The organism is Polymorphospora sp. NPDC050346, from assembly GCF_040655695.1.
Classification (GTDB): domain Bacteria; phylum Actinomycetota; class Actinomycetes; order Mycobacteriales; family Micromonosporaceae; genus Polymorphospora; species Polymorphospora lycopeni.
On the sequence record NZ_JBFAKM010000035.1, the window covers coordinates 60,651 to 85,914 of the forward strand.

Consider the following 25,264-nt stretch of genomic DNA (forward strand, 5'->3'; position numbering starts at 1 on the left):
CGGCGCCGGCCCCGGCGTCCGGCCGGAGCCCCGGTCAGCCGGTGCGGTCCTTCAGCGGATACGGGATGAAGGTGCTGCGGTTCTCGTCGAGGTCGAGGCGGCGGCTGATGGGGGCGGCGGCCCGCTGCGGGCAGGTCATCCGCTCGCAGGTCTTGCAGCCGGGGCCGATCGGGGTCGCGGCGTCGGTGGCGTGCAGGTCCATGCCGGCGGAGTAGACCAGCCGGCCGGCGTGCCGGGTCTCGCAGCCGAGCCCGATGGCGAAGACCTTGCCGGGCTGGCCGTAGCCGCCGTGGTGCCGGATCACGGTGCGGGCGATCCACAGGTAGCGCTGCCCGTCCGGCATCGCCGCGACCTGGGTCATCACCCGGCCCGGCGCGCTGAACGCCTCGTACACGTTCCATAGTGGACAGGTGCCGCCCGAGCGGGAGAACGGGAACCCGGTCGCCGACTGCCGCTTGGACATGTTGCCGGCCCGGTCGACCCGCACGAACGAGAACGGCACGCCGCGCGCCTTCGGCCGCTGCAACGTGCTCAGCCGGTGACAGACGCTTTCCCAGCCCATCGCGAAATGGTTGGTCAACAGGTCGATGTCGTAGCGCATCGTCTCGGCCGCGGACAGGAACCTCTGGTACGGCAGGATCACCGCGGCCGCGAAGTAGTTGGCCAATCCCACCCGCATGAGAATCTGCGTCTGCACATCGTCGAACCGCTCCTGTTCGATGATCTCGTCAATGATGTCGGTGTATTCGAGAAGCGCGATCTGGGCACCCATCCGGATCGCCTCCTGCCCGGCCCGCAGCGACGTCGACAGGTGCAGGGTGCGGGTCTGCGGCCGGTAGCGGTGCAGGTCGCCGGCGAGCGCGTCGGTGTCCTGCCGGGCGATCCGGATGCCGTGCCGGTCGGCCAGCCGGTCCCGCAGCGCCGACCGGGCCTCGCCGCGCCGTACGCCGATGCTCCCGGCCAGCGCCTCGGCCGCCTCGTCCAGCTCCGGCACGTAGTTCTGCCGCCGGTAGAAGAAGTCGATGACCTGGTCGTGCGGGCTGCGCCCACCGACGGTGTCGCGGTCGCCGACCAGCTCGGTGAGCTGCTCGTTGACCTGCTGGTAGCGGCGGTGCAGGTCGATCACCGCCTCGGCGACCTCGGGCAGCCGGCTGGCCAGCTCGGTCAGGTCGGGCACGCTGGCCCGGGCGCCGAGCGCCTCCCGCAGGTTCGCCACCAGCCGGGGCGCGTCGTGCGGGGCGAAGAACGCGGTGTCGATGCCGAACACCTCGGTGATCCGCATCAGCACGGCCACGGTCAGCGGCCGGGTGTCGTGCTCGATCTGGTTGAGGTAGCTCGGCGAGATGGCGAGCTGCCGGGCCAGTTCGATCTGGCTGATGCCCCGGTCCTCGCGCAGCCGGCGCAGCCGGGCGCCGGCGAACGTCTTGGTCATCGCGACTCCTCTCCGGCCGGGATTCCGACACGTTAACACCTCTGCTAAAGGACGCTTTCGCAAGTTGGCAAAAAGCGCTTTCCAGTTTTCAATAATTGGCCGATTACGTATCTCGACCCGGTGATCCGCCCGGTGCCATGGTGGGGACACGCCGTTCCCGGATGACCGAAGGAGAGCCCCATGAGCACAGCGGCAGAGCAGTTGCGGAACGAGTGGGCCACCCAGGCCCGGTGGCAGGGCGTCGAGCGCACCTACCGCGCCGAGGACGTCGTACGGCTACGCGGGGCGATCCAGGAGGAACACACCCTCGCCCGGCGCGGCGCGCAGCGGCTGTGGCAGCTCCTGCACGAGGAGGACTACATCCACGCCCTCGGCGCGCTCACCGGCAACCAGGCCGTGCAGATGGTCCGCGCCGGCCTCAAGGCCATCTACCTGTCCGGCTGGCAGGTCGCCGCCGACGCCAACCTGTCCGGCCACACCTACCCCGACCAGAGCCTCTACCCGGCCAACTCGGTGCCCGCCGTGGTCCGCCGGATCAACAACGCGCTGCTGCGTGCCGCCCAGATCACCACCGCCGAGGGCACCCCGACCGACCACGACTGGCTCGCCCCGATCGTCGCCGACGCCGAGGCCGGTTTCGGCGGTGTCCTCAACGCGTACGAGCTGATGACCGCGATGATCGCGGCCGGCGCGGCCGGCGTGCACTGGGAGGACCAACTCGCCTCCGAGAAGAAGTGCGGCCACCTCGGCGGCAAGGTGCTGATCCCGACCGGCCAGCACGTGCGGACCCTCAACGCCGCCCGGCTCGCCGCCGACGTCGCCGGCGTACCGTCGGTGATCGTCGCCCGGACCGACGCGCAGGCCGCCACCCTGATCACCACCGACGTCGACGAGCGCGACCGGCCCTTCACCACCGGCGAGCGGACCGCCGAGGGCTTCTACCGGGTACGCAACGGCGTCGAGCCGTGCATCGCCCGCGGCCTCGCCTACGCCCCGCACGCCGACCTGCTCTGGATGGAGACCAGCAAGCCGGACCTGGAGGTGGCCCGGCAGTTCGCCGAGGCGATCAAGGAGCGCTACCCGGACCAGCTGCTGGCCTACAACTGCTCGCCGTCGTTCAACTGGCGCAAGCACCTCGACGACGCCACCATCGCCAAGTTCCAGCGCGAACTCGGGCACATGGGCTACAAGTTCCAGTTCATCACCCTGGCCGGCTTCCACGCGCTGAACTACTCCATGTTCGATCTGGCCCGCGGCTACGCCGCCGACGGGATGCCGGCGTACGTCTCACTCCAGGAGAAGGAGTTCGCCGCCGAGGCCGCCGGCTACACCGCGGTCAAGCACCAGCGTGAGGTCGGCACCGGCTACTTCGACCTGATCAGCACCGTGCTCAACCCCGCCGCCGAGACGACCGCGCTGCGCGGTTCGACCGAAGAGGAGCAGTTCGCATGACACTCCAGGTCACCGGCCCGATGGGGGACCGGTTCGAGGAAGTCCTCACCCCGCACGCACTGGAGTTCCTGGTCGCCCTCGACCGGGAGTTCGCCGCCCGCCGGGTGGCGCTGCTGGACACCCGCCGCGCCCGCCGCGCCCGGTACGCCTCCGGCCAGCTGCCCGACTTCCTGCCCGAGACCGCCGCCGTCCGCGCCGACCCGACCTGGCGGGTGGCGCCGCCGGCACCCGGACTCGTCGACCGCCGGGTGGAGATCACCGGCCCGATCGACCGGAAGATGACCGTCAACGCCCTGAACTCCGGGGCCAGGGTGTGGCTCGCCGACTTCGAGGACGCCACCGCCCCGACCTGGCACAACGTCGTCAACGGCCAGCTCAACCTGATCGACGCCCTCGACCGGCGGATCGACTTCACCAGCCCGCAGGGCAAGCGGTACGCCCTGTCCGACGACCCGGCCACCATCGTCGTCCGGCCGCGCGGCTGGCACCTGGTCGAGAAGCACATCGTCATCGACGGCCGCCCCGTCTCGGCCAGCCTGGTCGACTTCGGGCTCTACCTCTTCCACTGCGCGCGGCGGCAGCTCGACGCCGGTCGCGGACCCTACTTCTACCTGCCCAAGCTGGAGACGCACCGCGAGGCGCGGCTGTGGAACGACGTCTTCGTCTTCGCCCAGCGCTACCTCGGCATCCCGCAGGGCACGATCCGGGCCACCACCCTGATCGAGACCATCACGGCCGCGTTCGAGATGGAAGAGATCCTGTACGAGCTGCGGGAACACTCCGCCGGCCTGAACGCCGGCCGGTGGGACTACATCTTCAGCGTCATCAAGAACTTCGGGCAGTGGCCGGACTACGTCCTGCCGGACCGCGTCGACGTGACGATGACCGTGCCGTTCATGCGGGCGTACACCGAACTGCTGGTGCGGACCTGCCACAAGCGCGGCGCGCACGCCATCGGCGGCATGGCCGCCTTCATCCCCAGCCGGGACCCGGCGGTCAACGAGGTCGCCCTCGGCAAGGTCCGGGCCGACAAGGAACGCGAGGCCGGCGACGGGTTCGACGGCTCGTGGGTCGCCCACCCGGGGCTGGTCCCGGTCTGCCGCGAGGTCTTCGACGCCGTACTCGCCGACCGGCCGAACCAGCTCGACCGGCTCCGCGACGACGTCTTCGTCACCGCCGCCGACCTGCTCGCCGTCGACAAGACGCCGGGCCAGGTCTCGCTGGCCGGGGTACGGTCCAACATCGCCGTCGCCCTGCGCTACTTCGACGCGTGGATCGCCGGCACCGGCGCGGTCGCCATCTTCGACCTGATGGAGGACGCCGCCACCGCCGAGATCGCCCGCTGCCAGGTGTGGCAGTGGCAGGCCCACGGCACGCCGCTGGCCGACGGCGGCGTCGTCACCGCCGACCTGGTCCGGTCGCTGGTCGCCGAGGAGTCGGCGAAGCTGGCGCAGGGACGCAGCGGCGCCGACCGTGACCGCGCCCTCGCCGCGGCGACGGTCTTCGACCAGAACGCCCTCGCCGAGGACCTGCCGGCGTTCTTCACCACCGACGCCTACGCCCGGCACCTGGTCGAGTCGACGTAGGTGTCACTGTCGGAGCCCACAGCGAATTCGGCGAGTTCGCTGTGGGCCGCGACAGGCGGCCGGACCCGGACAGGCAGCCGGACCCGCGACGCCGGGAGACGGGGCCAGCGCGGCCGGCCCGCCCGGCCCTAGCCTCTTACCCATGGAGACGAACTGGGCCGGTAACCACACCTACCGGGCGGCCGGGGTGCACGCGCCGGCATCCGTGGACGAACTGCGCGACGTCGTGGCCCGCGCGGACCGGGTGCGGGCGCTCGGCTCCCGGCACTCGTTCACCGACATCGGCGACACCGCCGGCCTGCTCCTGTCGCTGGCCGCGCTGCCGGCCGGCGTCGACATCGACCCGGACCGCCGCCAGGTCACCGTCGGCGGTGGCGCCCGCTACGGCGAGGTCGCCGAAGCGCTGCACGCCAAGGGCTGGGCGCTGGCCAACCTCGCCTCCCTGCCGCACATCTCGGTCGCCGGGGCGGTCGCCACCGGCACCCACGGCTCCGGCGACCGCAACGGATCCCTCGCCACGGCGGTCGCCGCCGTCGAGATCGTCGGACCGGACGGCGCCGTCCGCCGGCTCACCCGGACCGACCCGGACTTCGACGGCAGCGTCGTCGCCCTCGGCGCGCTCGGCATCGTCGTCACGCTGACCCTCGACATCGAGCCGGCGTACGACGTACGGCAGACCGTCTACACCGGACTGCCCTGGGACACCGTGTTCACCGACCTCGACGCGGTCACCGCCGGGGCGTACAGCGTCAGCCTCTTCACCGACTGGGTCGGCGACCGCGTCGACCAGGTGTGGCGGAAGAGCCGCGCCGGCGAACCACCGGCGGACTTCCTCGGCGCACCCCGGGCCGACGGCACCCGGCACATGCTGGCCGGCGCCGACGTCGCGGCCGTCACCGGGCAGCACGGCGTACCCGGCCCGTGGCACGAGCGGCTGCCGCACTTCCGGATGGCGTTCACCCCCAGCCGGGGCGAGGAACTCCAGAGCGAATACCTGGTGCCGAGACGGCACGCCGCGGCGGCGATCACCGAACTGCGCCGGCTCGGCCCCCGGCTCGCGCCGGTGCTCCAGGTCGGCGAGATCCGTACGGTGGCCGCCGACCGGCTCTGGCTGAGCGGCGCGTACGGCACCGACGTCGTCGCCCTGCACTTCACCTGGATACGCGACACCCCCGCCGTGTACAGGGTGCTGCCGGCGATCGAGGAGGCGCTGCTGCCGCTCGGCGCCCGCCCGCACTGGGGCAAGTGCTTCGTCGCGACCGGTGCGGAGCTGCGGTCGGTGTATCCCCGGCTCGACGACTTCGCGCGGCTGCGCGACCGGGTCGACCCGACCGGCAAGTTCGGCAACGCCTTCGTCGACCGGGTGCTCGGGTCAGCGTAGGTCCAGCACGCCCCGGTCGAGGACCGGCCGGCCCCGGCCGTCGACCGCCTGGAAGAGGGCGCCGGCCGGGCGCCGCCACACCAGCACGGTCAGGGTGTCGCCGGGGAAGAACGGCGCGCTGAACCGGGCGCTGATCCGCCGTACCCGGTCGGGGTCGCCGCCGGCGACGGTGTGCAGCAGGGTCCGGCCGGCGAAGCCGTACGTGCACAGTCCATGTAGGACGGGCCGGGGCAGGCCGGCGCGGGCGGCCACCGCGGGATCGGAGTGCAGCGGGTTGCGGTCGCCGCTGAGCCGGTAGAGCAGTGCCTGGTCGGGGCGGACCGGGTGGCTGACGGTGTGGTCGGGGTGGTCGGTCGGCCGCCGCCAGTCGGTGACCGGTGCGCGCCGGCCGCCGAATCCGCCGGCGCCGATGACGAACATGGCCCGCTCGACGGTGGCCAGCGGGTTGCCGTCGCGGTCGTGGATCTCCGACCGGTGGTGCAGCAGGAGGCCGCTGCCCTGGTCGTACACGTCGGTGACGGTGGCGGTGGTGCGGACCCGGCCTACCGGCGGGATCGGCCGGTGCAGGGTCAGGGTCTCCCCGGCGTGCCGGACGGCGGCCGGTTCGCCGAGGTACGGCGGGTCGGCGGCGAGCAGGGTGGCGAAGGTCGGCAGCACGGCGTGCCGGTGGCCGGTGGAGTTCTCGGTGGTGAACCGGAGCTCGTCGGCCGGGTCGGCCTGCCCGGCGCCGACGCCGAGGGCGTAGAGGATCGTGTCGGCGGCGGTCCAGCCGCGCTCGGTCACCGTCCGTGCGTAACGGTCTCGTGAAAAGAAGCGACCGCTGGCCGGCTTCTGAACACGTTCGGTAACCGTCTCGTCTGACACGGAAGTGGGATCCGAATCAGGATCTCCCGCGCCAAGCGGCTTGTTCAGGTACTTCATGGTTGTTACCTCCTCGACGTACCGCCGGCGGGATGGGGAGGTTCGCTGAAGTCTGCCTACTCTCTGTGTCTGGAGGTCGAGCCGTTGTGGTCTTGACCTGTTACCTGCATCGCAGTAGCGTCCCATATTAAGCAACCAAGACCACAATATGAGCCGCGCAAGTCTGGGGTAGCCATGAGAATGCGAGCTTTGCGGGCCGCGGCCGCAGCCCTGCTGATGACCGTCGCCGTCGCGGCGTGTTCCGAGAACCAGTCGCCCGGGGAGTCCGGCGGCGACGGCGGCACCACCACCGCCGCCGTCAACTTCGGCGTCGGCGTCGACCCGGCGTACTCGCCGATCTACCTGGCCGACCAGGAGAACCTCTTCGACCAGGCCGGCCTCGACGTGACCGTGACCCAGTACCAGGAGGGCACCGGCGGGCTCGACGCGATCCTGGCCAAGCAGGGCCAGATCACCGCCAGCACCGAGTCCAGCCTGCTCAACCGGGCCACCCGGGGCGACATCAAGGGCCTCGCGGTCTTCTCCCAGTCGCCGAGCTTCATCAAGCTCGTCGCCCGCTCGGGCATCACCGACGTCGCCGGCATCAAGAAGTACGGCGTCGTGCCGGGCACCGTGAACGAGTACGCCACCAACAAGGTGCTCGACAGCCGGGGCATCAGCCGGGACTCCGTCGAGTTCGTCAACGCCTCGCCCGCCGAGATGCCGGCGCTGCTGCAGCGCGGCGACGTCGACGGCTACATCATGTGGGAGCCGTGGCCGTCGCGTGGCGTCGCCAACGGCGGCCAGGTGCTGCTGACCAGCGGCGAGATCGGCTACGTCTACAACCTGGTGATCGGCGTCGACGGCGCCTGGTACGAGGCCAACAAGGAGACGGCCAAGAAGGTCGTCGACACCATCGGCCAGGCCTGCGAGCAGCTCACCGCCGACCCGGCCAAGGCCGGCACGGTGACCGAGACCGCGATCAAGGTGCCGGCGGCCGAGGCACAGACCCTCCTGGAGGGCGTGCAGTGCCAGGTCCGCGACTTCACCGACGACGACATCCAGCGCTACACCGAGATCGCCCAGTTCCAGCAGGACAGCGGCATCGTCAACCAGAAGGCCGACCCGGCGACCGTCATGATCAGGGGAGTGGCGTGACCGGCTCCGGCTCCCCGGTGTCCGTACGCGACGTCGACATCAGGTTCGGCGACTTCGTGGCGGTCCACCAGGCGAACCTGGACATCGCCGCCGGGGAGTTCGTCTGCCTGCTGGGCCCGAGTGGCTGCGGCAAGTCGACGCTGCTCAACGCGATCGCCGGCTTCGTCAAGCCGGTCGCCGGGGAGGTGACCTGCGCGGAGGCGCGGGTCACCGGGCCCGACGTGTCGCGCGGCGTGGTGTTCCAGAGTGCCGAGGCCCTGTTCCCCTGGCTGACCGTACGGCAGAACGTCGAGTTCGGGCCGCGGATGCGCGGCGTCGGCAAGGCCCAGCGGGCCACCGCCACCGACCGCTACCTGGCCATGGTCGGGCTCAGCCACAGCGCCGACCGGTTCCCCGGACAGCTCTCCGGCGGCATGCGCCAGCGGGCACAGCTCGCCCGGGTGCTGGCCAACGAGCCGTCGGTGGTGCTGATGGACGAGCCGTTCGGCGCGCTCGACGCGCAGACCCGGCTGGTGATGCAGGTCGAACTCGACCGGATCTGGCGCGAGACCGGGGCCACGATCGTGTTCGTCACGCACGACATCGGCGAGGCGATCCTGCTCGGCGACCGCATCGTCACGATGACCGCCGGCCCGTCGGCGGCGATCAAGAACGTCTACCCGTGCGACCTGCCCCGGCCCCGCGACCTGACCGACCCGGCGAGCGCCGCGCTCTTCCGCCAGCTGCGTGAGGACATCGGCGCCGAGGTGGCCCGGACGCTGCGCGCCCAGGGCCTCGACGACGGGCACGACGGCCGGGAGGCCGACGGGCACGCCGGGGCGAACGGCGGCCGGCCCGTCGGCGGGCACAGGAAGGCACTGCGATGACCCTGGACGTACGCACCGCCCCGGAGAAGGTCCGCCCGGCCGCCCCCGGTCCGGCCCGTCGGAGCAAGAGCCGCCCCCGGCTGACCCGGGTCGGGCTGTCGGTCCTGTCGGTGCTGCTCGGCATCGCCATCTGGGACCTGGTCAGCCGCAACTACACCGCCTTCTTCCTGCCCTCGCCGCTGCTCACCTGGCAGGGCGCGGTCGACCTGGTCCAAGACGGCACGCTGTGGAGTTCGGTCAGCGCCTCGTCGACCCGCATCCTGACCGGCTGGGCGCTCGGCGTCGTGATCGGCGTACCGGTCGGGCTGCTGATGGGCTGCGTGCCGTGGCTGCGGCTGATGCTCGACCCGTACATCCAGTTCTTCCGGTTCGTGCCGCCGATCGCCTTCGTCACGCTGGCGATCATCTGGCTCGGCCCGGGCGAGGCGTCGAAGGTCGCACTGATCTTCTACACGACCGTCTTCATCGTCGCGCTCAACACCCTGGCCGGGGTCCTGTCCGTCGACGACCTGCGGCTGCGGGCGGCCCGCGCGCTCGGCGCGAACCCGGCCCGCACCCTGATCTCGGTGGTGTTGCCGTCGACCGTGCCGCACGTTGTCACCGGCGCCCGGCTGGCCATGGGCAACTCGTTCCTGACGATCGTCTCGGCCGAGATCGTGGCGGCGCAGAGCGGCCTCGGGTCGCTGATCTGGACCGCCCGCAACTACGCCAAGACCGAGTGGGTCTTCGTCGGCATCATCGCCCTCGGCCTGCTCGGCTACCTCTTCGACTGGATCCTGCGGGTCGTCACCAGCAAGACCCTGCGCCGCTACGGCGTCAACTTCTAGCCGGCCGGCGACGGCGTCACCTTCCAGCCGGCCCGTCGCCGGACCGCGCCCACCACTATCGAAAGGCTCGCCATGCTGTGCATCGGCGTCGACATCGGTGGCACCTTCACCGACGTCATCGTGTACGAGCCGGCCACCGCCCGGCTCGCCGAGGCCAAGACCCTGTCCACGCCGGACGACCCGGCCGCGGCCATCTTCGAGGGGCTGGCCAAGCTCGGCGTACGCCTCGACGAGGTCGACCGCTTCGTCCACGGCACCACCCGGGTCACCAACGCGCTGCTGGAGGGTTCCGGCGAGCCGGTCAGCGTGGTCGCCACCGAGGGCTTCCGCGACGTGCTGGAGATGGGTCTGGGGCACCGGCCGCAGCTCTACAGCGTCAAGGAGTCGGCCCGCCCGCCGCTGGCCCCGCGCCGGCTGCGGCACGTGCTGCGGGAGCGGATCGGCGCCGACGGCAGCGTGGTGCGGCCGCTGGACACCGACGACCTGGACGCCGTACTGGACCGGGTGGCCGCCGCCGGCCCGAAAGCCGTCGCGGTGTGCCTGCTGCACTCCTACCGCAATCCGGCGCACGAGCGGGCGGCCGCGTCCCGGCTCGCCGAGCGCTACCCGGGCCTGGTCTGCACGATCTCCTCGGACGTGGTGCCGGAGCAGGGCGAGTACGAGCGGTTCGCGACCACCGTGCTCAACGCGAGCGTCCGCTCCACGGTCGCCGACTACCTGCGCGGACTCGGCACGGCGCTCGCCGAGGGCGGCTACGCCCACCCGCTGTCGATCATGACGAGCAGCGGCGGGGTCGTCTCCACCGACGAGGCCGGCCGGTTGCCGATCAACCTGGCGCTGTCCGGTCCGGCCGGCGGGGTCGCCGCCAGCGTGCACGTCGCCGGACTGGCCGGCTACCCGAACGTGATCACCTGCGACATCGGCGGCACCAGCACCGACGTCTGCCTGATCAAGAACGGCGCCCCGTTGATGACCAACGACGGGAAGATCGCCGGTTACCCGAACCGCACCTTCCAGGTCGAGATCAACACGATCGGCGCCGGCGGCGGCTCGATCGCCTGGCGTGACCTCGGCGGCGAACTGCGGATCGGGCCGCGCAGCGCCGGCTCGACCCCCGGCCCGGCCGCGTACGGCCGCGGCGGCACCGAGCCGACCACCACCGACGCGCACGTCGTCGTCGGCCACCTCGACCCGCAGGAAAGCCTCGGCGGCGAGGTACGCCTCGACGTCGACGCCGCCCGCGCCGCCGTCGGCCGGCTCGCCACCGAGTTCGGCCTGGACGACCTGGAACTCGCCCACGGCATCCTCAAGATCGCCACGATCAAGATGACCAGCGCGATCAAGGAGATCTCGGTCGCCTGCGGCCACGACCCCCGCGACTTCGTGCTGATGCCGTTCGGCGGCGCCGGCCCGATGCACGCCACCGCCCTCGCCGACGAACTCGGCATCCGGCGGGTGCTGGTGCCCCCGGTCCCCGGCAACTTCTCCGCGCTCGGCTTCGTCACCGCCCAGGCCCGGCACGACTACGTCCGCACCGTGCTGGTGCCGGCCGACGAGACCGGGCTGTCCGCCGTACGCGCCGTCGTCGCCGAACTGCGCGACGTGGCCCGCGCCCAGCTCAAGGCCGAGGACGGCGTCGAACCCGACCAGGTCACGTTCGGCCTGTCGGTCGGGATGCGGTTCCGGGGCCAGAGCTTCGACCTCGCCGTACCCGTCGCCGACCTGCCGGCGACCGCCGAGGACCTGGTGGCCGCGTTCCACGCCGCCTACGCCGAGCGGTACGCGTACGCCCGCTCCGGGCACCCGGCCGAGATCGTCAACTGTCGGCTGACCGCCTTCGGCCCCCGACCCGCCGTACGGTTCACCGCCCCGGCCGGCGGTGCGCCGGAGCCCGGCCGGACCCGGATCTACGGCGCGGCCGGCTGGGTCGACGCCACCGTCTGGCGGCGTACCGAACTGGCCCCCGGCCGCGCCGTGCCCGGCCCGGCCGTCGTACGGGAGAACGGCAGCACCACCGTCGTCGGCGCCGGCTGGACCGCCACCGTCGACGACCACGGGAACCTGCTGCTCGTCCGGGAGTGACCGTGACCCCACCCGCCCTCGACGCCACCGTCCTGGACCGTGCCGCCCGGCACCCGGACCGGCCGCTGTACGTGTTCGACGGAGACCGGCCGGTGTCGGCCGGTGAGTTCGCCGACCTGGCCGGCCGGGGCGCGGCGGCGCTCGCCGCCCTCGGCGTCGGCCGCGGCGACCGGATCGCGGTTTGGGCCGAGAACGGCCTCGGCTGGCTGGTCCTGCTCGCCGCCGCGGCGTGGCGGGGCGCCGCCCTGGTGACCCTGCACCCCGGCCTGACCACCCCGGAAATGACCGCGGCCCTGGCCCGTAGCCGCCCGCGCCGGCTCTTCGTCGCCGAGCGGGTCCGCGACCGCGACGGCCGGGCCACCGCCGCGCAGGCCGTCGCCGGGCTGCCGGCCGACGCCCGCCCGGACGGCTGGCACGCGTACGGCGACGACCTGGCCGGACTGCCCGGCTGGACCGACCCGGCCCCGGCCCCGGCCGGGCACCCGGACACCGCGCTGAACATCCAGTTCACCTCGGGCTCCACCGGCCCGGCGAAGATGGTCTCGCTCAGCGCCCGCAACCTGATCACCAACGCGGAGTGGACGGCCGCCGCCGCCCGGCTCGGCGCCGACGACCGGATCGCCTCGCCGCTGCCGCTGGCCCACGCCGCCGGCCTCGGCAGCGGTGCCGTACTGGCCCTGGTCACCGGGGCGCTGTGGGTGTCGGCCCGCCGGTTCCGGTCCGAACCGGTGCTGGAACAGATCGCCCGGCACCGGTGCACCGTGCTGCAGGCCGTACCGACGATGGCGACGATGCTCGCCGACAAGGTCGAGGCCGACCCGGACCGGTTCGACCTGTCGGCACTGCGGGTCGGCTTCCTCGGCGGCGCCCCGTGCGCCCCGGCGCTGATCACCCGCACCCGCCGGGTCCTCGGCCTGGACCGGATCGCGGTGATCTACGGCCAGACCGAGGCCGGCCCGACGATCAGCGTCGACCCCGGCGACGGAAGCTGCGGCCGGCCCGGCGGCACCGTCGGCCGGATCGTGCCGGCCCTGTCCGCCGTCGTGGTCGCCCCCGGCACCCGGACCGAACTGCCCGCCGGCGAGCCCGGCGAACTGCTCGTCCGCGGCGAGTCGGTGACCGCCGGCTACGTCGACGACCCGGAAGCCACCCGGGCGGCGATCACCGCCGACGGCTGGCTGCGCACCGGCGACCTCGGCGCGCTCGACGCCGACCGGATCTTCACCCTCACCGGCCGGGTCAAGGAACTGATCATCCGGGGTGGCGAGAACGTCAGCCCGGCCGAGGTGGAGGCGGCACTGCTCGACGACCCGGCCGTCGCCCAGGTCTGCGTGCTCGGCGTGCCGTCCCAGCGCTGGGGCGAGGAGGTCGGCGCCCTCGTCGTCGCCGCGACCGGCACCGAACCGGACCCCGACCGGCTCGCCGGGGTCGCCGCCGCCCGGCTGGCCCGGCACAAGGTGCCGACGCTGATCCGTACGGTGCCCGGCCTGCCGCTGCTGCCGTCCGGCAAGGTCGACCGCCGTGCCGCGCTCGGCCTGCTCACCGCTGAGGAGGACCGCTGATGCAGCTCGGCTCCTGTTTCCTGGACTCGTTGACCGTCACCAGCTTCTTCGGCAACGCCGAGATGCGCGGCGTCTTCAACGACCGCCAGCTCATGCAGTCCTGGCTCGACGTCGAGGCGGCCCTGGCCCGCGCCCAGGCGAGCCTCGGCATCATCCCGACGGCCGCCGCCCAGGCCATCACCGACGCGGCCCGGCTCGACCGGCTCGACACCGCCGTGCTGGCCGCCGACGCCGCCGACACCGTGCACCCGCTGGTGCCGCTGGTCCGGGCACTGACCGCCGCCTGCCCCGGCGACGCCGGCCGCTACGTCCACCTCGGCGCGACCACCCAGGACGTCATGGACACCGGCTTCGTGCTGCGCGCCCGGGCCGGCCTGGACATCGTCACACGCCAGGTCGACGAACTCGTACGCATCCTGCGCCGGCTCGCGCTGCGGCACCGCACCACCCCGATGCCGGCCCGTACCCACGGCCAGCAGGCGCTGCCGACCACGTTCGGGCTGCGCTGCGCGGTGTGGCAGAGCGAGCTGCAAAGGCACCGGTCCCGGCTGGCCCAGATGCGCGAACGGCTGCTGGTGACCAGCATGGGCGGGGCCGCCGGCACGATGGCCGGCTACGGCCCGCAGGCGTTCGCGCTCGAACGCGCCGTCGCCGCCGAACTGGACCTCGGCGTCGCCGACACCCCGTGGCACGCCACCTCGGACCGGTTCGCCGAGTGCCTGATGGTGCTCGGGCTGGTCGCCGCCAGCGCCGAGAAGCTGGCCCGGGAGATCTACTTCCTCGGCCGTACCGAGGTCGGCGAGGCGTACGAGCCGCAGCGGGCCACCCAGGTCGGCAGCAGCACCATGCCGCACAAGCGCAACCCGATCCGGTGCGAGGCGGTCATCGCCGCCGCCGGCACGCTGCGCGCCCAGGTGCCGCTGGCGTTGCAGACCATGGTCGCCCAGGACGACCGCGACATGGGCGTCGGCATGACGCTGTGGAAGCTGCTGCCGGAGTGCTTCATCCTCATCGGCGGCGCCCTGGAACGGCTCGTCGAGGTCTTCGGCGACCTCGGCGTCAACCCGGACCGGATGCGGTCCAATTTGGACATCACCGGCGGGCTGGTGCTCTCCGAGGCGGTCATGCTCCGCCTCGCCGGCCCGCTCGGCCGCGAGCAGGCCCACCACCTGGTGATGCGGATCGTCCGCGACAGCCTGGAGCAGAACCGGCCGTTCGCCGACGTGCTGCGCGCCGACCCGCAGGTGGCCGCCGCCCTGCCCGGCACCGAACTCGCCGGGCTGCTCGACCCGCTGTCGTACGTCGGCCACGCCGCCGCGCTGGTCGACCGCGCCCTACTGAACTCGGAGTCGCCGTGACCGCTGAACAGTCCGTGCTGCTGCACCGCTCCGGCCGGCTGGCCCGGGTGACGCTGAACCGGCCGGCCAGACGCAACAGCTTCGACCTGGCGATGCTCGCCCGCTTCGAGGACGTGCTCCACGAACTCGGCCGGGACCGCGACATCGAGGTCGTGGTGCTCACCGGCGCGGGTACGGCGTTCTGCGCCGGCACCGACCTGCGCGAGCTGGCCGGCCTCGACGCCGAGACCACCATGTACGTCCAGCGGCGCACCGCCGAACTCGTCGAACGCTGGTACCGGCTGGAGCAGACCACGGTCGCCGCCTTCAACGGGCCGGCGATCGGCTCCGGGGCCGTACTCGGGCTCGCCAGCGACCTGCGGGTGGCCGCCGACAGCACGTTCTTCACCTTCCCCGAGGTGACCTTCGGCATCCCGCTGACCTGGAGCGGCATGGCGATCCTCGCCGACCTGGTCGGCGCCGACCTGGCCAAGCGCTGGCTGCTGCTCGGCGAGCGGGTCGAACCGGCCGACATGCTCGCCCTGCGCCTGGTCACCCGGGTGGTCGACGCCGACGGGCTACCCGACGCCGTCACCGGCATCACCGACCGGCTGCTCGCCACCTCGGCCGTCGGCCGCTCGATGACCAAGCGGGCCGCCCGGCTCGCCGGCCCCCGGTTCGACGCGGTCGCCAACGACTCCTACCTCGGCGCGCTGAGCGTCGCGCTGCGCCCGCCCGGCGACTACCTCGACCGCGGTGCCCGGTGAAGGTCTTCGAGGCGATCGCCGACGCCGTCGTCGCGTACGGCGTCGACACCGTCTTCGGCCTGCTCGGCGACGCCAACATGTTCCTGGTCGCCGACCTGGTGAACCGGCACGGCGTACGGTTCGTGGCGGCCCGCAACGAGAACGCCGCGGTGATGATGGCCGACGGGTACGCCCGCACCACCGGCCGGTGCGCGGTCGCCACCGTCACCCAGGGACCGGGACTCGCCGTCGCCGGGGCCGCGTTGACCATCGCCCGGCAGGCCCGCACCCCGCTGGTGCTGATCGCCGGCGACACCCCGCCCGGCGACCCGCTGCACGTGCAGAGCTTCGACCAGCAGCCGTACGCGCTGGCCACGGCGGGCCGGTTCGTGCCGGTCACCGGCGCCGGAACCGCCGTACGCGACGTGGGGCTGGCGTTCCGGGCGGCCCGCGAACTGCCCGGCCCGGTCGTCCTGAACGTGCCGATCGACCTGCAGGAAGAGTCCGTGCCGGCCGATACGGTGGCGGCACCGCCGGTGCTGTCCCGCCCGCCGTGCCCGTTGGTGCCGGATTCCGCCGACGTCGAAGCGCTCGCGCAGCGGCTGCGTACGGCCCACCGCCCGGTGCTGCTCGCCGGCCGGGGCGCCGAACCGGCCGCCGCCGCGATCACCGAACTCGCCGACCGCAGCGGCGCGCTGCTCGCCACCACGCTGATGGCCGCCGGCCTGTTCACCGGCCACCCGTACGACCTCGGGGTGGCCGGCGGCCTGTCCCGGCCGCCGACCCGCCGGGTACTGGCCGGGGCGGACCTGGTGGTCACGTTCGGGGCCGGCCTCAACCGGTGGACCGCCGACCACGGTGCCCTCTTCGCGGACGCGACGGTGGTCAGCGTGGACGTCGACCCGGCCGCGATCGGCGCCCGGTGGCCGGTGGCCGCCGGGGTGGTCGGCGACGCGGGGGAGACCGCGCGGGCGGTGTCGGCGCTGCTGACGCCGACGGATCGGCCGCACTGGCGCAGCCCGGAACTGGCCGCCGAACTGGCCACGGCCGACCCGTTCGCGGACCTCTACATCCGGTCCACGGTGGACCGGATCGACCCGCGGGCGTTCATCCGGATCTGCGCCGAACGGCTGCCACGGGAGCGGACCACCGTCGTCGGCGTCGGTCACTTCGGCGGCTGGCCCAACCTGCTGCTCGACTCGGCCGCCACCGACCGGTCGTTCGTGGCGCCGTGGGAGTTCGGCAGCATCGGCGTCGGGCTGCCGTTCGCGGTCGGCGCCGCCGTGGGCCGCCCCGACCGGCCGGTGGTCGCCTTCGAGGGCGACGGCAGCCTGCTCACCGGACTCGGCGAACTCGACACCCTGGCCCGGCTCGGCGCCCCGGTGCTGCTGGTGGTCCTCGACGACGCCGCGTACGGCGCGGAGGTGCGCAAGCTCGCCCCGCGCGGGGTGGACCCGGACCTGGCCCGGTTCCCCGACCGGGATTTCGCCGCCGTGGCCCGTGCGCTCGGGTTGCCGGCGTGGACGGTCACCGACGAGGCGGGCGCGCGGGCGGCGTTCGACGCGGTGCTGCCGCTGACCGGACCGGCGGTGCTGCACGTGAAGGTGCGCCCCGACGTGGTGCAGGAGAAGTTTTGACCGGCTCAGTCGCCCCAGACCTCGCCGAAGCCGTAGCCGAGCTGGCGGGACAGTTCGTCGGCGGTCCGGCACGCGGCGGCGGCGAGTTCCGCCATCCGGTCGCCGTCGACCCGGAAGATCGGGCCGGAGACGCTGATCGCGGCGGTGACCCGGCCGTGGCGGTCGCGGACCGGCGCCGCCACGACCCGCAGTCCCTCCTCGCTCTCCTGGTCGTTGAGCGCCCAGCCCTGCTGCCGGACGGTCGCCATCCGGGACACGAAGGTGTCGAGGTCGGTGATGGTGTTGCCGGTCAGCGCCGTGAACGGCGCGGTGGCCAGCGTGGCCCGCAGCGCGGCGTCGTCCTGGTCGATCAGCAGGGCCTTGCCGGCCGCGCTGCACCACAGCGGGATGCGCCGGCCGAGCCGGGAGACGAGCTGCAGGTTGCGGGTGCCCTGGACGACGTGGATCGAGATCGCGTCGAGGCCCTCCAGGACCGACAGGTTGACGCTCTCGCCCTCCTCCCCGGCCAGTTGGTGCACCAGCGGGCGGGCGAGGGTGTGCAGGTCGAGGCCGGCGAGGTAGCGCGCGCCGAGTTCGAAGACGGTGACCCCGAGGCGGTAGTTCCCGTTCTCCTCGTTGCGCTGGAGGAAGCCGGCGTCGGCCAGCGCGCGGAACAGCCGGCTGGCGGTCGACTTGTGTAGGCCGAGTTCGCGGCTGACGTCGCTGACCTTGCGTTCGGTGTCGTTGCCGCGGAAGGCGAGCAGCACGCTGAGCGCGCGGTCCAGCGCCTGCGTGCCGGATTCGCGGGGGGCCGGCCCGTCGTCCGGGGTGGCGTCAGTGGCGTACGGCATCTTGCTTCCTCAACTCTCGGTTGCTAGGTTTCATAATATAACCCTAGGACCACAATATGGTCCACCTGAAGAGGTGGTCAGCCCGAGTGGTCCACCTGAAGAACCGTCCCACTCAGATGGGGCCACCCGGATGGTCCGTTCTCCCGCCGCCGGGATCGAGCCGGAAACCAGTGAGGCATCCGCATGACTGTGAACCCGATCGACCTGGAAGTCGTCACCGAAGGTCTCATCTCGATCGTCCGGGAGATGCGACAGACGATCTTCCGTACGGCGCACTCGCCGGTGATCGCCGACGCCCAGGACTTCTCCTGCGCGCTGTTCGACCCGCAGGGACAGATGGTCGCCCAGGGCCGGGACATGCCCGGCCACGTCATCGCCATGCCGGCCTCGGTCGCCGAGATCTTCGCCGACTTCGCCGACGAGATGCGCCCCGGCGACCTCTACATCGTCAACGACCCCTACCGGGGCGGCAGCCACCTCAACGACGTCACCCTGATCAGCCCGGTCTTCGTCGACGGGAAGCTCTTCCTCTTCCCCTGCGTACGCATGCACTGGGCCGACATCGGCGGCATGACCCCGGGCAGCGTCTCCGGCCAGGCCACCGAGATCCTCCAGGAGGGCCTGCGGATCCCGCCGATCAAACTGATCGAGGAGGGCCGGCCCAACCGCGCCGCGTTCGACATCGTCTTCGCCAACGTCCGGATGGCCGAGGAACGCCGCGGCGACCTCGAATCCAGCATCGCCGCCTGCCACACCGCCGAACGCCGGCTGCGCGAACTCGTCGCCCGGCACGGCACCGGCCTCGTCCTCGAATCCGTCGCCGCCAACATGGACCGCACCGAGCAGCGGCTGCGCGACATGATCCGGGCCCTGCCCGACGGCACCTACCGCTACGAGGACTACCTCGACCTCTACACCGACGGCCGCTACGACGCCGCCATCGTCCGCTGCCGGCTCACCGTCGACGGCGACGAGATCGAAGCCGACTTCCGCGGCTCGTCGACCCAGGTCGCCGCCGTCGTCAACTCGTCGCGGGCGATGACCGTCGCCGGCGTCTTCATCGCCGTCAAGTCGGCCCTCGACCCCGGCGGCCTGGTCAACCACGGCGCCTTCCGGCCGCTGCGGGTGCACACCGAACCCGGCACCGTCGTACACGTCAGCTATCCCGCCCCGGCCAACGCGCACAGCGAGGTCCGCAAGCGGGTCATCTCCGCCGTCATGGCCGCCCTCAGCCAGGTGGCGCCCGACCTCATCGCCGCCGACCAGTTCGGCACCACCTTCCAGAACCTCATCGGCGGCGTCGACGAGCACACCGGACGGCCATACCTCTACTACGACTACCCGGCCGGCGGCAACGGCGGATTCCTCGAATCCGACGGCCCCAGCGCGATGAACCCCGTCGACCTCGGCGACATCTCCACCATCCAGTCCGTCGAACGGCTGGAGACCGAGATCCCCATCCTCGTCGAGGCGTGCGAGCTGCGCACCGGGTCCTGCGGCGACGGCCTACGCCGCGGCGGGCTCGGCAGCCGCCGGGAAACCCGGCTGCTCGCCAGCGGCGGCGCGTACTCGGTGCAGACCGACCGGACCACCGTCCCGCCGTACGGGCTGAAGCACGGCGGCCCCGGCGCACCCACCGTCACCCACATCCGGCGGCCGGACGGCGACCGCGTCGACTTCGCCACCCCCGGCAAGGTCGCCGGCTTCCCGATGCGTGCCGGAGACGTACTGGTGATGGAGTCCGCCGGCGGCGGCGGCTGGGGCGACCCGCTGGACCGCGCCCCCGAAGACGTCGCCGAGGACGTCGCCCAGGAATACCTGACCGCCGGCGAAGCCCGGGACCGCTACGGCGTCGAACTCGACCCGGCCGGACAGGTCGACCGGGCCGCCACCGCCGCCACCCGGCAGCGGCTGCGCGACGAACGGCGCTGGCTACGCGCCACCGTCACCACCAGCCCGGCCTACACCGGCCAGCGCGGCCAGCGGCGACTGGCGTACGTCGCCCCCGGCAGCGGCCTCGCCGAGGACACCCTCGTCGAGGTCCACGGTGGACACCCGGCCCCGCTGCGGGCCTGGATCCGGCACGACGCGGCCCTGGCCGCGGACGAACTCGCCCTCGACGACGACGGGCTGCAGATTCTCGGCACCGCCCCGCACGACCGCTCCTACGTGCGGGTGCTCGCCGGGGGAGGAGGGGCATGAGCAAGGTCTTCCGGGTCCCGCTGGCCCCGGCCCGCGGCGGCGCCACCACCGCGCCACGCAGCCCGCAACCGGCCGCGACCCCGACGTCGACCCGGCCCGGCATCGTCGCCGGCTGCCTCAGCCCACACCCGCCACACCTGATCTACGGCGAGAACCCGCCGCAGAACGAGCCCCGCTCCACCGGCGGCTGGGAGACGCTGCGCTGGGCGTACGAGCGGCTGCGCGCCCGCATCCGCGACGTGCACAAGCCGGACGTGCTCATCGTCCACGCCCCGCACTGGATCACGATGGTCGGCCACCACGTCAACTGCGCACCGAACCCGCGCGGCCTCTCCGTTGAACCGATCTTCCCGCACCTGTTCCGCTACCGGTACGACTTCCGCACCGACGTCGAACTCGGCGAGGCGATCGCCGACGAGGCCAGCGGACTCGGCCTGGTCACCCGCAAGATGCGCGACCCCCGGGTACGCGTCGACTACGCCACCATCGGCGCCCTGCACCTGGCCAACCCGGCCTGGGACATCCCGGTGGTGTCGCTGTCGGCCAACAACAACCCGTACTTCTACTCCGACGCCTCCCTGGAGGAGATGGAGGTCCTCGGCGAGGCCACCCGCCGCGCCGTCGAGGCCACCGGCCGCCGCGCCGTACTGCTCGCCTCCAACTCGCTGTCACACCTGCACTGGCACGAGGAACCCGAACTGCCCGAGGACATGGAACGGGAACACCCGTACAACAACCACCAGTACCGGTGGGACATGAAACTGCTCGAAGCGATCCGGCGCGGACCGACCGCGCCGCTACGCGAACTCATCCCCGAACACATCGAGGCGACCGCCTCCGAAACCAAGGCCGGCAGCCTCACCTGGATGCTCGCCGCGATGGGCTGGCCCAAGGTCGCCGGCGACGTGCTCGGCTACGGCACGATCATCGGCACCGGCAACGCCGTGGTGGAGTGGCTGCCCGAGGGGAGCCACCATGGCTGACCGGACCGGAATCGTCGCCGGGGCACTGCTGCCCGGCATGCCGCACCTGCTCGCCGGAGAACCGGCACCGAGCTGGTCGGCACTGGCCGACGCGGCCCGCGACGTCGGCACCCGGCTGCGCCGCCTCGAACCCGACGTCGTACTGCTGCTGTCGACCCAGTGGTTCACCGTCCTCGGCCACCAGTTCCAGTGCGACCCCAACCCGCGCGGCGAACACGTCGACGAGAACTGGTACGCCTACGACTACGGCCTGCTCGACTACGACCTGCGCTTCGACGTCGACTTCACCGAACGCTGGGCCGACCGGGTCCAGGCCGCCGGGATGCAGGCCCGCCGGACCCGCTACGACGGCTTCCCGATCGACACCGGCACCATCGTCACCTCCGCCCTGCTCGACCCGGACCGCAAACTGCGCTGGGCACAGGTCTCCTGCAACCTCTACGCCGACGCCGACACCCTCGCCGACGTCGGCCGGGCCGGCGCCGCCGCCGCCCGCGACGCCGGCCTGCGCGCCGCCGTCGTCGTCGTCACCGGGATGTCGTCCGGCCTGATCCAGCAGTGGATCGAGCCCGGCCAGGACCGCATCGGCGAACCCGGCCACGACCAGTGGAACACCCGCGTCCTCGACCTGCTCACCGCCGGCAAGGTCGACGAGGTACTCGCCGTACGCGAGGACTTCGCCCGGCAGGCACAGGCCGACAGCCAGTTCCGCGCCCTGGCCTTCGCCGCCGGCGCCGGGGCGACCGCCGGCCCGGCCCACCTGCACGCGTACGGCCCGATCTGGGGCACCGGCGCCGCCGTCCTGTCCTGGAACCTGCCCGACCACCAGTAAGGAGAAACCATGCGCAACATGGCCGTGGGCTTCCTCGAAGCCGAAGGCTTCACCCCCATCTTCGACGCCGTCGACGCGATGGTGAAGGCCACCGAGGTCGAGGTGACCAAGGTCGTCCGGCTCGGCGGCGGCATCGTCGCCGTCGCCGTACGCGGCGACCTCGCCACCGTCGAGGAGGCCGTCGACATCGGCGAGGAGACCGCCCGGGCCAAGAGCCGCTCGGTGCGTTCGATCGTCTTCGCCAGCCCCTGCGACGCCGTCAGCGCCCTGGCGGCCGACCCCCAACTCGTCGGCAACTGACCCGGTAAGGAGAACCAGACATGTCGTCCGACATCGCGATCGGAATCGTCGAGACCCGCGGCGTGGTGGCCCTCTCGGCGGGCATCGAAGCCATGATCAAAACCGCCGACGTACGGTGCGTCGGCGTCGAACGGGTCACCAGCGGCTACCTCGCCGTCGCCGTACGCGGCACCCTCGCCGCCGTACGCCAGGCCGTCGCCGCCGGTGAGGCCGCCATCCGTGCCCACGGCGAACTGCGCAGCTCCCAGGTCTACCCGAAGCCGCACCCGACCACCGCGGCACTGCTCGACAACCCGGAGACCGCCCGGATCCGCGAGGTCATGGCCGGCCTGCGCGGAGAAGGCTGATGCTGCTCGGCGAGGTCGTCGGCAAGGTCTGGGCGGACCGCATCCTGTCCCCGCTCCAGGGCCGGCGACTCGTCCTGGTCCGGGTCCGGCCGGACGGTCCGGACCTGGTGGCCGTCGACCCGCTGAACGTCGGCATCGGCACCACCGTGCTCGTCGTCACCGACGAGGCCGCCGCCGCGGTGACCGGTGAGGCCACCGTCGACGCGGCCGTCGTCGCCCTGGTCGCCGACGCCGGCACCGCACCCACCACCGACTGACCGAGAGGTACGCACATGACCGGGCTCTGGTCCCCGACCCTGCTCACCGGCCGGCCGGACGGCGAGCCGACCGTGCTGCCGAACTATGTCGGCGGCGAGTTCGATACCTCCGGCACCCACTTCGCCAAGGTCTCCCCGGTCACCGGGGAAACCATCCGGTACGTGGCCGAGGCTGATCAGTCCACGGTGGATGCTGCGGTGGGTGCGGCGCGGTCGGCGTTGCGGGGGGCGTGGGGTCGGATGGGTGAGCGGGAGCGGGCGGCGGTGTTGTACCGGGTCGCCGACGAGTTGGAGCGTCGGTTCGATGATCTGGTGGCGGCTGAGGTCGGGGATACGGGTAAGTCGATTTCGCAGGCGCGGAGTCTCGACATTCCTCGTGGTGCGGCGAACTTTCGGGCGTTCGCGGAGATCGTGTCCACCACGCCGACGGAGTCGTTCACGACCGTGACCCCGTCCGGCGGTCGGGCTTTGAACTACGCGGTGCGTAAGCCGGTCGGGGTTGTCGCGGTGATCGTGCCGTGGAATCTGCCGCTGCTGTTGTTGACGTGGAAGGTGGCGCCGGCTCTGGCGTGTGGGAATGCGGTGATTGTGAAGCCGTCGGAGGAGACGCCGTCGTCGGCGACGTTGTTGGCCGAGGTGATGGCCGCCGCCGGGGTTCCTGACGGTGTGTTCAATGTGGTGCATGGGTTCGGTCCGGGGTCGGCGGGGGAGTTCCTGACCCGGCATCCGGGGGTGGACGCGATCACCTTCACCGGTGAGTCGGCTACCGGCGGGGCGATCATGCGGGCGGCTGCTGATGGTGTGAAGGCGGTGTCGTTCGAGCTGGGCGGCAAGAACGCCGGCCTGGTCTTCGCTGACGCCGATCTGGATGCGGCTGTGGAGGGGTCGGTGCGGTCGTCGTTCACCAACGGTGGCCAGGTGTGTCTGTGCACGGAGCGGTTGTTCGTGCAGCGACCGGTGTTCGAGGAGTTCGTGTCCCGGTTGGCGAAGCGGGCGGACGAGTTGAGCTTCGGCTGGCCGGCGGACGAGGCGACGGTGAACATGCCGTTGATCTCGCACAAGCATCGGGAGAAGGTCCTCGGTTACTACGACCTGGCCCGTACTGAGGGCGCGACGGTGCTGGCTGGTGGTGGGGTTCCCGAGTTCGGTGATGGCCGTGATGGTGGCTCGTATGTGCGGCCGACGGTGTTGACCGGGCTTGGCCCGGATGCGCGGGTGAACCGTGAGGAGGTCTTCGGACCCGTCTGCCACGTCGCGCCGTTCGACGACGAGGACGAGGCGTTCGCTCTGGCCAACGACAGCGAGTACGGGCTCGCCGGGACGGTGTGGACCCGTGACGTCGGGCGGGCGCATCGGGCGGGCGCGCGTTTGGAGGCGGGGATCGTGTGGGTGAACACGTGGTTCCTGCGGGATCTGCGGACGCCGTTCGGTGGGGTGAAGGCGTCTGGTGTCGGGCGTGAGGGCGGCACCCATTCCCTGGACTTCTACTCGGAGCTGACGAATGTCTGTGTGGATCTGTCATGACTGATGTTGCGCGGGTGGCCGGACTGCTCCGGTCGGCGTATGAGAGTGGGACGCCGGTTCCGCCGTTGCGTGGCGACCTGTTGCCGGTCGGCGATGTCGACGCGGCATACGCCGTGCAGCAGGCGCAGGTCACGGAGTGGGTGGCGGCTGGTCGGCGTCGGGTGGGGGCGAAGATCGGTTTGACGTCGCCGGTGGTGCAGCAGGCGTTCGGGGTGTTCCAGCCGGATTTCGGGGTGTTGTTCGCTGATATGGCGGTCCCGGACGGCGCCGAGGTCGATCTGGGTGGGTTGATTCAGCCTCGGGTGGAGGCGGAGGTCGCGTTCGTCCTCGGCGCTGATCTGCCGTTCGAGCGGGTGACGGTCGCCGACGTGGTTCGGGCGACCGATCACATTCTTCCCGCGGTCGAGATCGTCGATTCGCGGATCGCGGGTTGGGACATCTCGATCGTGGACACGGTCGCGGACAACGCGTCGTCGGGTCTGTTCGTGCTCGGTAACCAACCCCGCCGTCTGTCGGACGTCGACCTTCGGGTGGCGGGCATGGTTCTCGAACACGCTGGCGAGCCGGTCTCGGTCGGCGCGGGCGCCGCCTGCCTCGGTAACCCGGTGCACGCGGTTGCCTGGTTGGCGCAGACGCTCGCCGTCGCGGGTAGCCCGCTGAGTGCTGGGGATGTGGTGTTGTCCGGGGCGCTGGGGCCGATGGTGTCGGTCACGCCTGGGGCGGCGTATGAGGCGCGGATCTCTGGCCTGGGCTCGGTCCGGGTCTGCTTCGGGATGAGGGAGGAAGCGTGACCACGGGTGTGGCGGTGATCGGGTCGGGGAACATCGGTACCGATCTGATGATCAAGGTGTTGCGGTTGTCGGAGTCGTTGCGGATGGTGGCGATGGTCGGTATCGACCCCGACTCCGACGGCCTGGCCCGTGCGCGGCGTCTGGGTGTCGCGACGACGGCTGAGGGTATCGACGGGCTGCTCGGGATGCCGGAGTTCGCGGACGTGCAGGTGGTGTTTGACGCGACGTCGGC

The 25,264-nt window shown here is 72.1% G+C and carries 22 protein-coding genes and 1 pseudogene; 20 read left to right on the forward strand and 3 right to left on the reverse strand.

Annotated features, from left to right (window positions below; genetic code table 11):
- Positions 1-34 precede the first annotated feature (34 nt).
- The gene (locus AB0I42_RS28660; RefSeq protein WP_357541985.1) at positions 35-1,432 is read right to left on the reverse strand and encodes a short-chain fatty acyl-CoA regulator family protein; all 1,398 of its coding nucleotides are present in this window, start codon (positions 1,430-1,432) and stop codon (positions 35-37) included.
- Between the two features lie 180 nt (positions 1,433-1,612).
- Here AB0I42_RS28660 and aceA point away from each other — a divergent pair, with 180 nt between their 5' ends.
- From aceA to AB0I42_RS28675, 3 genes are all read left to right on the forward strand, one after another.
- On the forward strand, positions 1,613-2,884 hold the full coding sequence (gene aceA, locus AB0I42_RS28665; RefSeq protein ID WP_357541987.1) for an isocitrate lyase: 1,272 nt from the start codon (positions 1,613-1,615) through the stop codon (positions 2,882-2,884).
- Complete coding sequence (gene aceB / locus AB0I42_RS28670) at positions 2,881-4,470, forward strand: malate synthase A (RefSeq protein ID WP_357541989.1); 1,590 nt, start codon at positions 2,881-2,883, stop codon at positions 4,468-4,470. The genes aceA and aceB overlap by 4 nt, the downstream gene beginning before the upstream one ends.
- A 142-nt stretch (positions 4,471-4,612) precedes the next feature.
- Complete coding sequence (locus AB0I42_RS28675; protein WP_357541991.1) at positions 4,613-5,851, forward strand: FAD-binding protein; 1,239 nt, start codon at positions 4,613-4,615, stop codon at positions 5,849-5,851.
- Here the strand turns inward: AB0I42_RS28675 and AB0I42_RS28680 are convergent.
- Positions 5,843-6,634: a MaoC/PaaZ C-terminal domain-containing protein gene (locus AB0I42_RS28680; protein ID WP_357541993.1), complete on the reverse strand. Its 792-nt coding sequence runs from the start codon at positions 6,632-6,634 to the stop codon at positions 5,843-5,845. The genes AB0I42_RS28675 and AB0I42_RS28680 overlap by 9 nt on opposite strands.
- 312 nt (positions 6,635-6,946) lie before the next feature.
- Here AB0I42_RS28680 and AB0I42_RS28685 point away from each other — a divergent pair, with 312 nt between their 5' ends.
- From AB0I42_RS28685 to AB0I42_RS28720, 8 genes are all read left to right on the forward strand, one after another.
- The gene (locus AB0I42_RS28685; protein ID WP_357541995.1) at positions 6,947-7,909 is read left to right on the forward strand and encodes an ABC transporter substrate-binding protein; all 963 of its coding nucleotides are present in this window, start codon (positions 6,947-6,949) and stop codon (positions 7,907-7,909) included.
- The gene (locus AB0I42_RS28690) at positions 7,906-8,775 is read left to right on the forward strand and encodes an ABC transporter ATP-binding protein (RefSeq protein ID WP_357541997.1); all 870 of its coding nucleotides are present in this window, start codon (positions 7,906-7,908) and stop codon (positions 8,773-8,775) included. Before AB0I42_RS28685 ends, AB0I42_RS28690 begins: the two co-directional genes overlap by 4 nt.
- Positions 8,772-9,602, forward strand: coding sequence for an ABC transporter permease (locus AB0I42_RS28695; RefSeq protein WP_357541999.1), 831 nt, complete (start codon positions 8,772-8,774; stop codon positions 9,600-9,602). Before AB0I42_RS28690 ends, AB0I42_RS28695 begins: the two co-directional genes overlap by 4 nt.
- A gap of 72 nt (positions 9,603-9,674) precedes the next feature.
- Positions 9,675-11,684, forward strand: coding sequence for a hydantoinase/oxoprolinase family protein (locus AB0I42_RS28700; protein ID WP_357542001.1), 2,010 nt, complete (start codon positions 9,675-9,677; stop codon positions 11,682-11,684).
- A 2-nt stretch (positions 11,685-11,686) separates the two neighbouring features.
- The gene (locus AB0I42_RS28705; protein WP_357542003.1) at positions 11,687-13,246 is read left to right on the forward strand and encodes a class I adenylate-forming enzyme family protein; all 1,560 of its coding nucleotides are present in this window, start codon (positions 11,687-11,689) and stop codon (positions 13,244-13,246) included.
- Complete coding sequence (gene purB / locus AB0I42_RS28710; protein ID WP_357542005.1) at positions 13,246-14,604, forward strand: adenylosuccinate lyase; 1,359 nt, start codon at positions 13,246-13,248, stop codon at positions 14,602-14,604. Before AB0I42_RS28705 ends, purB begins: the two co-directional genes overlap by 1 nt.
- The gene (locus AB0I42_RS28715) at positions 14,601-15,350 is read left to right on the forward strand and encodes an enoyl-CoA hydratase/isomerase family protein (protein ID WP_357542007.1); all 750 of its coding nucleotides are present in this window, start codon (positions 14,601-14,603) and stop codon (positions 15,348-15,350) included. The genes purB and AB0I42_RS28715 overlap by 4 nt, the downstream gene beginning before the upstream one ends.
- Complete coding sequence (locus AB0I42_RS28720; RefSeq protein ID WP_357542009.1) at positions 15,347-16,966, forward strand: thiamine pyrophosphate-binding protein; 1,620 nt, start codon at positions 15,347-15,349, stop codon at positions 16,964-16,966. The genes AB0I42_RS28715 and AB0I42_RS28720 overlap by 4 nt, the downstream gene beginning before the upstream one ends.
- Positions 16,967-16,971: 5 nt before the next feature.
- Here the strand turns inward: AB0I42_RS28720 and AB0I42_RS28725 are convergent, their stop codons facing one another.
- Entirely contained in the window at positions 16,972-17,796 is an 825-nt protein-coding gene (locus tag AB0I42_RS28725; protein WP_357542011.1) for an IclR family transcriptional regulator, read from the reverse strand.
- Between the two features lie 183 nt (positions 17,797-17,979).
- Here AB0I42_RS28725 and AB0I42_RS28730 point away from each other — a divergent pair, with 183 nt between their 5' ends.
- From AB0I42_RS28730 to AB0I42_RS28770, 9 genes and pseudogenes are all read left to right on the forward strand, one after another.
- A complete protein-coding gene (locus AB0I42_RS28730) occupies positions 17,980-19,998 on the forward strand; it encodes a hydantoinase B/oxoprolinase family protein (RefSeq protein WP_357542013.1) in 2,019 nt (672 codons plus the stop codon).
- Entirely contained in the window at positions 19,995-20,981 is a 987-nt protein-coding gene (locus AB0I42_RS28735) for a tRNA U-34 5-methylaminomethyl-2-thiouridine biosynthesis protein (protein WP_357542015.1), read from the forward strand. The genes AB0I42_RS28730 and AB0I42_RS28735 overlap by 4 nt, the downstream gene beginning before the upstream one ends.
- Positions 20,974-21,813 (forward strand): 2-amino-5-chlorophenol 1,6-dioxygenase subunit alpha, encoded by an 840-nt coding sequence (locus AB0I42_RS28740; RefSeq protein ID WP_357542017.1) that lies wholly within the window; start codon positions 20,974-20,976, stop codon positions 21,811-21,813. The genes AB0I42_RS28735 and AB0I42_RS28740 overlap by 8 nt, the downstream gene beginning before the upstream one ends.
- A gap of 9 nt (positions 21,814-21,822) precedes the next feature.
- Positions 21,823-22,113, forward strand: a complete 291-nt coding sequence (locus tag AB0I42_RS28745) for a BMC domain-containing protein (RefSeq protein ID WP_357542019.1) — start codon at positions 21,823-21,825, stop codon at positions 22,111-22,113.
- Positions 22,114-22,133: 20 nt separating this feature from the next.
- Positions 22,134-22,460 carry a BMC domain-containing protein gene (locus AB0I42_RS28750; protein WP_357542021.1) on the forward strand — a complete coding sequence of 109 codons (327 nt, stop codon included), beginning with the start codon at positions 22,134-22,136 and terminating at the stop codon, positions 22,458-22,460.
- Positions 22,460-22,717: a EutN/CcmL family microcompartment protein gene (locus tag AB0I42_RS28755; protein WP_357542023.1), complete on the forward strand. Its 258-nt coding sequence runs from the start codon at positions 22,460-22,462 to the stop codon at positions 22,715-22,717. The genes AB0I42_RS28750 and AB0I42_RS28755 overlap by 1 nt, the downstream gene beginning before the upstream one ends.
- A gap of 15 nt (positions 22,718-22,732) precedes the next feature.
- Entirely contained in the window at positions 22,733-24,241 is a 1,509-nt protein-coding gene (locus AB0I42_RS28760; protein ID WP_357542025.1) for a 2-hydroxymuconic semialdehyde dehydrogenase, read from the forward strand.
- Positions 24,238-25,032 carry a fumarylacetoacetate hydrolase family protein gene (locus AB0I42_RS28765; RefSeq protein ID WP_357542027.1) on the forward strand — a complete coding sequence of 265 codons (795 nt, stop codon included), beginning with the start codon at positions 24,238-24,240 and terminating at the stop codon, positions 25,030-25,032. Before AB0I42_RS28760 ends, AB0I42_RS28765 begins: the two co-directional genes overlap by 4 nt.
- Positions 25,029-25,264, forward strand: a pseudogene (locus tag AB0I42_RS28770) (acetaldehyde dehydrogenase (acetylating)); the annotation flags it as partial. The gene AB0I42_RS28765 and the pseudogene AB0I42_RS28770, both read left to right, overlap by 4 nt.

What these genes read in the sequence shown, in the direction of transcription:
- AB0I42_RS28660 (WP_357541985.1), bottom strand. Translation starts at nt 1,432, where the DNA reads ATGACCAAGACGTTCGCCGGCGCCCGGCTGCGCCGGCTGCGCGAGGAC.
- aceA (WP_357541987.1), top strand. Translation starts at nt 1,613, where the DNA reads ATGAGCACAGCGGCAGAGCAGTTGCGGAACGAGTGGGCCACCCAGGCC.
- aceB (WP_357541989.1), top strand. Translation starts at nt 2,881, where the DNA reads ATGACACTCCAGGTCACCGGCCCGATGGGGGACCGGTTCGAGGAAGTC.
- AB0I42_RS28675 (WP_357541991.1), top strand. Translation starts at nt 4,613, where the DNA reads ATGGAGACGAACTGGGCCGGTAACCACACCTACCGGGCGGCCGGGGTG.
- AB0I42_RS28685 (WP_357541995.1), top strand. Translation starts at nt 6,947, where the DNA reads ATGAGAATGCGAGCTTTGCGGGCCGCGGCCGCAGCCCTGCTGATGACC.
- AB0I42_RS28695 (WP_357541999.1), top strand. Translation starts at nt 8,772, where the DNA reads ATGACCCTGGACGTACGCACCGCCCCGGAGAAGGTCCGCCCGGCCGCC.
- AB0I42_RS28700 (WP_357542001.1), top strand. Translation starts at nt 9,675, where the DNA reads ATGCTGTGCATCGGCGTCGACATCGGTGGCACCTTCACCGACGTCATC.
- purB (WP_357542005.1), top strand. Translation starts at nt 13,246, where the DNA reads ATGCAGCTCGGCTCCTGTTTCCTGGACTCGTTGACCGTCACCAGCTTC.
- AB0I42_RS28725 (WP_357542011.1), bottom strand. Translation starts at nt 17,796, where the DNA reads ATGCCGTACGCCACTGACGCCACCCCGGACGACGGGCCGGCCCCCCGC.
- AB0I42_RS28730 (WP_357542013.1), top strand. Translation starts at nt 17,980, where the DNA reads ATGACTGTGAACCCGATCGACCTGGAAGTCGTCACCGAAGGTCTCATC.
- AB0I42_RS28735 (WP_357542015.1), top strand. Translation starts at nt 19,995, where the DNA reads ATGAGCAAGGTCTTCCGGGTCCCGCTGGCCCCGGCCCGCGGCGGCGCC.
- AB0I42_RS28740 (WP_357542017.1), top strand. Translation starts at nt 20,974, where the DNA reads ATGGCTGACCGGACCGGAATCGTCGCCGGGGCACTGCTGCCCGGCATG.
- AB0I42_RS28745 (WP_357542019.1), top strand. Translation starts at nt 21,823, where the DNA reads ATGCGCAACATGGCCGTGGGCTTCCTCGAAGCCGAAGGCTTCACCCCC.
- AB0I42_RS28750 (WP_357542021.1), top strand. Translation starts at nt 22,134, where the DNA reads ATGTCGTCCGACATCGCGATCGGAATCGTCGAGACCCGCGGCGTGGTG.
- AB0I42_RS28755 (WP_357542023.1), top strand. Translation starts at nt 22,460, where the DNA reads ATGCTGCTCGGCGAGGTCGTCGGCAAGGTCTGGGCGGACCGCATCCTG.
- AB0I42_RS28760 (WP_357542025.1), top strand. Translation starts at nt 22,733, where the DNA reads ATGACCGGGCTCTGGTCCCCGACCCTGCTCACCGGCCGGCCGGACGGC.
- AB0I42_RS28765 (WP_357542027.1), top strand. Translation starts at nt 24,238, where the DNA reads ATGACTGATGTTGCGCGGGTGGCCGGACTGCTCCGGTCGGCGTATGAG.